Origin of the sequence: Falsiroseomonas sp. HC035, assembly GCF_050563525.1 — a bacterium.
Classification (GTDB): domain Bacteria; phylum Pseudomonadota; class Alphaproteobacteria; order Acetobacterales; family Acetobacteraceae; genus Falsiroseomonas.
This window is the reverse complement of sequence record NZ_JBNXUN010000052.1, coordinates 1-2,024: the sequence shown is the minus strand read 5'-3', so window position 1 is coordinate 2,024 and position 2,024 is coordinate 1. Positions and strand designations below refer to the sequence as shown.

Annotated in this window: 2 protein-coding genes and 1 pseudogene; 1 reads left to right on the top strand and 2 read right to left on the bottom strand. The window is 64.7% G+C overall.

What is annotated here, in order from left to right; translation table 11 throughout:
* Positions 1–276 (bottom strand): IS110 family transposase (locus ACLF3G_RS29345; protein WP_430672914.1); only part of this gene is annotated, 276 nt, incomplete at its 3' end.
* Positions 277–552: 276 nt separating this feature from the next.
* A pseudogene (locus tag ACLF3G_RS29340) lies at positions 553–1,472 on the bottom strand (IS5 family transposase); the annotation flags it as partial.
* 276 nt (positions 1,473–1,748) lie between these two features.
* Between ACLF3G_RS29340 and ACLF3G_RS29335 the strand changes: the two are divergent.
* Positions 1,749–2,024: IS110 family transposase (locus tag ACLF3G_RS29335; RefSeq protein WP_430672913.1), on the top strand; the 276-nt coding region annotated here is incomplete at its 3' end.

Below are 2,024 nucleotides of genomic sequence, written 5' to 3'. Positions count from 1 at the left end.
CCGGCTGGGCCGATTGACCTCGAAGACGGAGTGCCCCTTCTCGCACAGGAACCGGGACAGACCGGCGCCGTAGGACCCGGTGCCCTCGATACCAAAGGCGCGGATCGGCCCGAGGGACTGCGCCCAGGCCTGCAGGGCGCGATAGCCTCCGCTGCTGGTCGGGATGGTCAGGGTGCCGAGCCGGGCACCGAGCGCGCTGAGCGCCACGGCGGCGTGGGTAGACTTGTGGGTGTCGACGCCGACGATGACCTCGGTGCTGGGTAGGGTCTCGCTCATGATGTGATGCTCCAGGCTGAACGGGGCCTGACCATCGAACGGGCGGACAGAACTGTGACGAGATGGGACGCCCTCAAGCTCCTATGAAGTCACGAGCCGCTCGACGGACAGGTGCTGCCTGGAGGGCCGACACATCAGAGCCATGACACCCGGTCGGTGGACGCAAGGTCAGTTGCACAAAGGGTCAGACCCTCCAGGCCGCGCCCATATACTCACAGTTGCGCAAATGAGCTGACGGTCAGGGTTCCCCTTTCCCCGGACAGCATCATCCTTGGCTTCAGTCACGGGTATCCCGAGCGCGGTGAAGCCGTTCAGGACGGCCACACGAACCTGGAACTCGGCGACCTGACGGTCGAAGTCCCTCGCTGACAGGCGTTGGCCCAAGAGTTTGACGCAGTGCATTTTGGTCTCTGCGCGGCTTCGGCGGTGATAGCCGCTCCATCGTCGCCAGATGGTCCTGCCGAAGCGCCGCGATGCACGGAGGGCATCATTTCGTGCGCTCGACCCGGAGCCGTTAGCCTCCAGGGTTTGGCGTTTTTCCGGGGCGGTATGATCGCGGCAGCGCCGCGGGCGGCAATGGCGTCGTGGCACTTGCGGGTGTCGAAGGCGCAGTCGGCGGTGACACTTGCAATCTCCTGGTCAGGCGGGATCTGATCGAGAAGCTCGGGCAACATTGGTGCGTCCCCTACATCGCTTGTGGTGAACTCCGCTGCCCGGATTTCCAGCGTCTGCTCGTCAATTCGGATGTGTATCTTCCGCCGAGCCCGGCGCCTGGTGCCGCCGTGTTTGCGCGCGTTCCCCTCCCCTTCGCCCTCGACCTTGATGCCGGTGCTGTCGATCAGCAGGTGCAGCGGGCCCTGCGACCCGCGATACGGAATGTCGACCTTCAGGGTCTTCTGGCGTCGGCTCAGGGTGCTGAAGTTTGGCACGGTCCAATCGAGGCCGATCAGCCGCAGGAGGCTCTCGACGAAGCCCGTCGTCTGGCGCAGCGCCATGCCGAACAGCACCTTCATGGTCAGGCAGGTCTGGACAGCGGCATCGCTATAGATGGGCTGTCGGCCCCGTTTACCGGTCGGCGCGGCTTCCCAGGTCATCTCTTGATCGAACCAGACCGTCAGCGAGCCGCGTCGCTTGAGCCCCTCATTGTAGGCGGGCCAGTTCCTGGTCTTGTAGGTCGGCCGTGTCGGTCTGCTCATGGCACCCAGCTAACATGCTGGATTCACGAGATGAATCCCCTTCCGGCCATTTGTGCAACTGTGAGTATATGGGCGCGGCCTGGAGGGTCTGACCCTTTGTGCAACTGACCTTGCGTCGACCGACCGGGTGTCATGGCTCTGATGTGTCGGCCCTCCAGGCAGCACCTGTCCGTCGAGCGGCTCGTGACTTCATAGGAGCTTGAGGGCGTCCCATCCCGTCACAGTTCTGTCCGCCCGTTCAATGGTCAGGCCCCGTTCAGCCTGGAGCATTTCATCATGAGCGAGACACTACCCAGCACCGAGGTCATCGTCGGCGTCGACACCCACAAGTCTACCCACGCCGCCGTGGCGCTCAGCGCGCTCGGTGCCCGGCTCGGCACCCTGACCATCCCGACCAGCAGCGGAGGCTATCAGGCCCTGCAGGCCTGGGCGCAGTCCCTCGGGCCGATCCGCGCCTTTGGTATCGAGGGCACCGGGTCCTACGGCGCCGGTCTGTCCCGGTTCCTGTGCGCGAAGGGGCACTCCGTCTTCGAGGTCAATCGGCCCAGCCGA